The organism is Rhizobium sp. PEPV16 (assembly GCF_008919455.1).
Taxonomy (GTDB): domain Bacteria; phylum Pseudomonadota; class Alphaproteobacteria; order Rhizobiales; family Rhizobiaceae; genus Rhizobium; species Rhizobium leguminosarum_Q.
Window position 1 is genome coordinate 1 of sequence record NZ_VSZV01000144.1, and the last position, 7,264, is coordinate 7,264.

Sequence of the window (7,264 nt, forward strand, 5' to 3'; positions counted from 1 at the left end):
GCCATCGCCTCGCTCTGGTCGTGGGTGACGTAGATCATCGTCGCGCCCGAGCGCTGGTGGAACTCGCGAAAAGTCTCCTCCATCTCCTGTTTCAGGTGCCGGTCGAGATTGGCAAGCGGCTCGTCAAGCAGCACGACGTCCGGCGATGTCACCAGGCAGCGGGCAAGCGCCACGCGCTGTCGCTGGCCGCCGGAAAGATCGGCCGGACGCCGTTCGGCGTAGTCGGCGAGCCTGACGGTGCCGAGCGCATCGCGCACCTTCGCCCGGTAGGCTTCGCCTGATATGCCGCGCACCTTGAGGGGATAACCGACATTGTCGGCGACGCTCATATGCGGCCAGAGCGCGTAGGATTGGAAGACCATCGCCATATTGCGCTTTTCCGGCGGCAGCGACTGCGCGGCGTCGGCAAGCAGCCGCTCGCCGAGACGGATCGAGCCGTCGGTGGGCGTCTCGAAACCGGCGATCATGCGCAGCACCGTCGTCTTGCCGCAGCCGGAAGGCCCGAGCAGCGCCAGGAAGCCACCCTTACGCACATCGAGCGAGAAATCGCTGACGGCTGCGCGACCGGTGCCGAAATCCTTGGCGACCCGGTTGAGAATCAGCTTCGCCATGGGACCACCCCTTTCGGCAGGCGTTTCGCCAGAAGTTCGAGCAGCAGCATCATGACGACGACCATGAGCACGACGAGCACCGAAAGCGCCGAGGCAAGATCGGAACTGCCGCTGTCGTCGAGATTGTAGATGGCGACGCCGAGCGTCTGTGTGCCGGCAGACCAGAGGAGTGCCGAGATCGTCAGCTCGTTGCAGGCAATCAGAAAGACAAGAATAACGGAGGCGCCGGCGGCCGGCGCAATCAGCGGCACGATGATATCGGCAAGCCTGCGGAAGAAGCCGGCGCCGGAAAGCCGCGCCGCCTCTTCCAGCGCCGGATCGAGTTGATGAAAGGCGCTGACCACGGGCTTCAGGCTGACGGCGAAGAACGAGGAGAAATAGGCGATCAGGATGATCCAGATCGTGCCGTAGAGCGAGACGTGGAGGATCGGGATCGGTGCTGCGAACACCAGGATGAAGCAGACCGCCATGACGATGCCGGGCAGCGAATAGGGTATCTCGATCAGGCTGGAGACGATGCGGGACGCCGCATCCCTGCGCCGCGTCAGCGCGTAGGCCGCAAGCACCGTCACCACAAGGAGACCAAGCGCGGTCGCGCCGGCAAGCGACAGCGAATTGATAAAGGCGGTGCGCGTCACCGCCTGCCGGAACAGGATCTCCTCAAAGGCATGCAGCGACATCGTCTTGAAGGTGAGCGGCACGCCATATGCCGGCACCAGCGCGCCGGCGACAAGCGCGAAGAAGGGTGCTGCCAGCATGAAGAACAGGATCGCCCAGACGAGCGGTGTGAAGACCAGGCGCCAGGCGCCGAGTTCGAAGGCCGCACTCGCCCCAGATAGCCCGATGACGCGGTAGTCGCGGCCGCGCAACGCCCGGTCCTGGATTATCAGCCCGACGACCGAGATGATGGCGATGATCGCCGAGAGCACGGCGACATCACCGAAGGTGCGGCTAGTGAAGGCGGAGAACTTAGTGAAGATCAACGTCGGCAGCGTGAAGATCGAGGCCGGAATGCCGAGAATGGCCGGAATGCCGAAATTGCCGGTGCAAGAGACGAAGGAGATCGCCGCGCCCGCAACGATGCCGGGCAGCGACAGCGGCAGGATGATATCGCCGAACACCCGCAAGCTGGAAGCGCCGGAAAGCCGTGCGGCTTCGACCCCATCGCGCGGCAGCGTCATCAGCCCGGCCCGAAGCGCCAGATAGACCAGCGGCGCATGCTGCACGCCATAGAGCAGCGCAATGCCGCCTACCGAATAGAGCGGCTGCGGCGAGCCGAGTGGCGGGGCGATATGCAGCGCCTTCAGCAGCGGGCTGGAGGGGCCTGACATCTGCACCCAGGCAAGCGCCGTCACCTGCGGCGGAATCATCATCGGCAGCACGAAGAAGAAGCTGAGCAGCCCCTTGGCGCGGATATCGGTCAGCGTCAGCAGGAAGGCAAAGAGGCAGCCGATGACGAGCGAGATGATTGTGCCCAAAATGGCGGTGACGATGGTGTAATAGGTCGCCGACCAGAGCGAGGCTTCGCTCAGAACATCAATCACGCCGCCGCTGGCGAAGGCTGCGATCCCGACCATGGCGAGACGAGCGAGCGGCAGCACGCTGAGGAACAGGACGACCACGACGATAAAAGGAAACAGCCCGGCGGGCTGGCTGTTTCCGGTTTTGATGTATCCGTGCATGAAACGATCAGTTCGAGCCGTAGATGCCCGAGAAGGTCTTCAGATCCTGGTCGGTATTCTTCAGCGCCTCTGCGGCCTTTATCGGCAGGACCTTGATGGTGTCGCGTGCCGGGAAGCCGTCCGGCAGCTTCATGCCGTTGCGGGCCGGGATGTAGCCGAGCTTCAGGAAACCCTCCTGGCCCTTTTCGGAGAGCACGTAATCGACGAATTTCTTGGCGGCATCGGCATTTTTGGTGCTGGCAAGGATGCCGACCGGCTCGGTGACGGCCGAAACGCCTTCGCTCGGGAAGACGAACTCGACAGGCGCCCCCTTGGCCTTCTCGCGGATCGGCATGTAGTCAACGACCATGCCATAGGCCTTTTCGCCCGAGGCGACCGACTTCAGCACGGCGCCGTTGCCACCGGCTGCAATCGCGCCGTTTTCCGCAAGCGACTTGTAGAAATCCCAGCCGAGGCCGGGAACGGCGGCGAGCGTCTGGGCGTGGATGAGGGCCGCACCCGAGGCAAGCGGGCTCGGCATGGTGACGAGGCCCTTGGCTTCCGGCTTGGTCAGGTCCTTCCAGCTCGCAGGCTTCATGGCGGCCGAGGTGTTGTAAATGATGCCGGTGGTGATCAGCTTGGTCGAGTAGTAATAGCCGTCGGCGTCATAAAGGGCGGCATCGTACCCTGCGGCTTCGGGCGACTTGTAGGCCAAGAGCTTGCCGTCTTCCTTGAGGCGCTCCAGCGTCACCACGTCGGCGATGAGGAGAATGTCGGCAACCGGATTGCCGGCCTGGATCTCGGCCTGGAGTTTCGCCATGATCTTCGGCGTGCCGTCGCGTACCCAGTCGACCTTGATATCGGGATTGGCGGCCATGAAGCCATCGACCGTCGCCTGCGCGTCTTCGTTCGGCTGGCTGGTGTAGAGAACGAGGTTTGCGGCCGAAGCCGGAATGGCAAAGAGGCTCGCGGCGACAAGGGCTGCGGCAGAAACGATCGTTTTCATGGGAAGGATCCTCGATTTCGATGTCCCTCCCTTATTAGGGGTCGTTGACAGAGATGTGACAGGGCGCGTCGGTTGGTCCACGCCCTGCGCCACTACTTTGCCACCGACCGGTCGTGACCTCTCCAGGGCTGCTGTGTCGGCATCGAATGGAACGGGCTGAGCCCGGCTTTAACGACGGCGGCATTCTCAAGCCGAATGATCAGGCTCACAACATCCGAGGGCCACGGCGCTCGCGCGCCGTGGCCCTCGGATCGAATACTACTTTGCAGCCTCTTCGATCAGTTCCGCCACCTTCTCGGGATGCGACACCATCACGACGTGGGAGGCGCCATCGACCACGACGGTCCTCTTCGAGCTTGCCCGCTCGGCCATGAAACCAAGGGCTGCAGCGGGGATGTTCTTGTCGCCGGTGCCGTAGACAAACCACGACGGCAGCTTCTTCCAGGCGGGCTCGCCGGATTTTTCGGTCAGGGCGGCCTCGGTGACCGGACGTTGGGCAGCCGCCATCAGGGCCGCCTGCTCGGCCGGCACGTCGCTGGCGAACTGATCATGGAACTTGGCCTGGTCGATATAGAGATCGACACCGCCGGTGCTGAGCTTTACCGGGGTCGCCAGCGCTCCGCTCAGCGTACCGCCCGGAAACTTGCCGGCGAGATCTGCGACCGATTCTCCGGCATCCGGCGCGAAGGCCGCGACATAGACCAGCGACCTGACATTGTCGTGGCCGTTGGCCGCGGTCGAAATGACCTGGCCGCCATAAGAGTGACCGACAAGAACTACAGGGCCGGCGATGCTGCCAACCACGTCGGAGACATAGGCAGCGTCGCTAGAAACGCTGCGCAGCGGATTGGCGGCTGCCACGACAGAAAAGCCATCCTTGCGCAGGATTTCGACGACGCCGTTCCAGCTGGATGAATCGGCAAAGGCGCCATGGACGAGGACAACGGTCGGCTTGGCCGGCTGGGCAACGGCAGCACCGGAAAGAAGAGCGCCGGCCAGGGCGACGGCAGCAGCAAACTTGAACATTGGTCATTCCTTTCTTCGGTTGGATATCACAAGAGCCGAAGCGGAGTTGACGTGCTTTCCGGCTCTTAAGTTCATCATTTAATTTGTAAGCGATTTATTTGTACACGATTTATCTAGTTCCTCTCTTCCGGCGCGTCAATAGCTTGCAAACAGATCGCGCACAAATTATATTGAAGCCAGAGGAGAGCATGATGACAGACACCACATCGAATGATCTCGCCGACGTGCCCAAGATCGATGAAATGCTGTGCTTCTCGATCTATTCGGCAAGCCACGCCTTTAACCAGCTTTACCGTCCCCTGCTCGACGAGCTGGAACTCACCTATCCGCAATTCCTGGTCATGACCGCCTTGTGGGCGCGCGACGACCGCACGGTGAAGGATCTCGGCGAGACGCTTTTTCTCGACTCCAGCACCCTCACCCCGCTGCTGAAGCGGCTGGAAAATGTCGGCCTCGTCACCCGTAACCGCAATCCCGCCGATGAGCGCCAGGTGCTCTTGCGCCTGACGGAGAAGGGACTGGCTCTCAAGAGCCGTGCCACCCATGTGTTCGACTGCATCGGCAAGGCCGTTGGTCTCGACGCCGAGACTGTCAGTAAGATTCGGGACACGATTGCTTCGCTTCGCGACAATATTCACAAGAAGGACAAGCACGAGAGCTGATGCGGCCTCCAGCGCGTCGACTGTGCCAAAACGATTTCCGTCGACAAGCCGATGACATATTGTACGATCTGCCGCCCGGCTCGTGATCGGCCATAGCCGCCGCATGGCCGGAAGATGCCGGCGTCAGAATCTTGCCTAAGTCTCACGCTGCCGTGAACACGCCGCCATTGCCATCTCTGAGCGTTGAGGTACGTCAGTCTCGTTTAAAGGAGGAGTTTCAATGGAATATCGTCTGCTCGGCCGTTCCGGCCTGAAGATTTCGACATTGACGATGGGCACGATGACCTTCGGCGGCGTCGGTTGGGCGAAGATGGTCGGCGATCTCGGCATCTCCGAGGCGAAAAAGATGATCGATATGTGCATCGATGCCGGCATCAACCTGATCGACACCGCCAACGCCTATTCATCAGGCGAATGCGAAAACATCATCGGTGACGTGCTCTCCGGTAAGCGGCCGCAAGGCGTGTTGCTCGCCACCAAGGCCCGCTTCAGCATGGGCGACGGCCCGAACGACCAGGGTCTGTCGCGCTACCACCTGATCCGCGAATGCGAGGCGAGCCTCAAGCGCCTGAAGACCGATGTCATCGACCTTTACCAAGTACATGAATGGGATGGTCAGACGCCGCTCGAAGAGACGATGGAAGCTCTCGATACCCTGATCAGGCAGGGCAAGGTGCGTTATGTCGGCTGCTCGAATTATTCCGGCTGGCACATCATGAAGGCGCTCGGCATCGCCAACGAGCACAGGTACCAGCGTTTCGTGAGCCAGCAGATCCACTATACGCTGGAAGCCCGCGACGCCGAATACGAGCTGCTGCCAATCTCGATCGACCAGGGTCTCGGCGTGCTGGTCTGGAGCCCGCTGGCCGGCGGCCTGCTGTCCGGCAAACATCGCCGCAACCAGGCAGTGCCCGAAGGTACGCGCCAGTTCGCCGGCTGGACCGAACCGCCGATTCGCGACGAGAACCGCCTCTGGAATATCGTCGAGACGCTGGTCGCGATCGGTGAGGAACGCGGCGTTTCCGCCGCTCAAGTTGCGCTCGCCTGGCTGATCGGCCGCAAGGCGGTCACCTCGGTCATCATCGGCGGCCGCACCGAAGCCCAGTTCCGCGACAACATCGCCGCCGCCGAGCTGAAACTCACGGACGAGGAGCGCAAGCGCCTCGACGCGATCAGCCTGCCGCCGGTGATCTATCCCTACTGGCACCAGCTGAACACGGTGAGCGACAGGCTTGGTGAAGCCGATCTCGAACTTTTCGGACCGCATCTGGAGCAATAGCCGATAGCGGATCAAGCATTGCACAGCGGAAGACAAAGCACGTCGCGCAAAAGTGTGCAGCGGTTTTGCGACCACGACATGCTCAAATCAAAGACCTAAAGTGTGGCAGGCGAATCTGAAAGATCGCGTCATACTTTAGCCGTCACAAAAGATGCACTTTCGCCGTGTTAGCGTAAGATCCCGCCACCCCTGCGAGGTTCTCTATGCTGAAGAATTACAAGGTCCTGAAGGGTACGGCGAGCGCACTCGCCCTTGATGACGACAACGATCCCCATATCGAGATCCGCATCGAGGCGGACGGCGTCAGCTACCGGATCGCTCTGAATGTCCGCTCTAAGATGTCGCCCCACGACCTGCTCTATGCCAACATCGTCGATTTCAAGCATCCGGCACTGACGGACGCGCTCGAAGCCCTGCCGATGGGCCTGACCGACATCCGCAAGGACCGTCCGGAGCTTGCGATCGACTACGTCCGCGGCGGGCTGATCGAGCGCGAGGACATGAATGTCGCGCCCTTCCAGCTCTCCGGCCCGAAGAACGATCTCAGGGAATTCATCGAGCCGATCGTCGAGGAAGGCATTGCCGATTCCGACATCCATTTCTATGCCTTCGGCGAGGCCTGGGGCCCCGAGCACAACAAGCCCGACCAATATTTCGGTTTCGAGCCGGGCAACGGCATCCACGACATCCACATGAACCAGGGCGATGGCGGCAGCTTCAAGGCCACCAACGGGCCGAACCAGGACGGCGCGCTGCTCGTCCATTTCAACGATACCGACGAATGGGCGGCGATCTTCCTCTGCTTTCAGTCGCAAAACTGGAATACCGATGCGGCGACCGGCCATCCGGTTTCCGACAGCCGTGGCGGCCAGGGCCGCGGCGAAGGCACGCGCCGGCCGCAGCCGATCGTCGCCTCGTCGCTGCGCATCGTCGCCGCGCTGATCAACCCGGTCAACGGCGAAGGCGGCACCGAGGCCGAAACGGTGACGATCATCAACCGCTCCGATATGGAGGCATCG

General features: G+C 61.8%; 7 protein-coding genes. 3 read left to right on the forward strand and 4 right to left on the reverse strand.

The features are described from left to right. The 4 genes from FY112_RS02725 to FY112_RS02740 all read right to left on the reverse strand — a co-directional run. Positions 1-611 (reverse strand): ABC transporter ATP-binding protein (locus FY112_RS02725; protein ID WP_151517601.1); only part of this gene is annotated, 611 nt, incomplete at its 3' end. Continuing rightward, on the reverse strand, positions 599-2,293 hold the full coding sequence (locus tag FY112_RS02730) for an iron ABC transporter permease (protein ID WP_151517602.1): 1,695 nt from the start codon (positions 2,291-2,293) through the stop codon (positions 599-601). The genes FY112_RS02730 and FY112_RS02725, both read right to left, overlap by 13 nt. Before the next feature lie 7 nt (positions 2,294-2,300). Then, complete coding sequence (locus tag FY112_RS02735) at positions 2,301-3,278, reverse strand: ABC transporter substrate-binding protein (protein WP_131628445.1); 978 nt, start codon at positions 3,276-3,278, stop codon at positions 2,301-2,303. 258 nt (positions 3,279-3,536) lie between these two features. Next, positions 3,537-4,304 (reverse strand): alpha/beta hydrolase, encoded by a 768-nt coding sequence (locus tag FY112_RS02740; protein WP_151517603.1) that lies wholly within the window; start codon positions 4,302-4,304, stop codon positions 3,537-3,539. Between the two features lie 191 nt (positions 4,305-4,495). On the opposite strand from FY112_RS02740, the gene FY112_RS02745 reads away from it, so the two are divergent. The 3 genes from FY112_RS02745 to FY112_RS02755 form a co-directional block, all read left to right on the forward strand. Beyond that, positions 4,496-4,966, forward strand: coding sequence for a MarR family winged helix-turn-helix transcriptional regulator (locus tag FY112_RS02745; RefSeq protein WP_027668959.1), 471 nt, complete (start codon positions 4,496-4,498; stop codon positions 4,964-4,966). Between the two features lie 220 nt (positions 4,967-5,186). Continuing rightward, positions 5,187-6,245, forward strand: coding sequence for an aldo/keto reductase (locus FY112_RS02750; protein ID WP_151517604.1), 1,059 nt, complete (start codon positions 5,187-5,189; stop codon positions 6,243-6,245). Between the two features lie 203 nt (positions 6,246-6,448). After that, on the forward strand, positions 6,449-7,264 hold an 816-nt coding region (locus tag FY112_RS02755), incomplete at its 3' end, for a YukJ family protein (protein WP_151517605.1).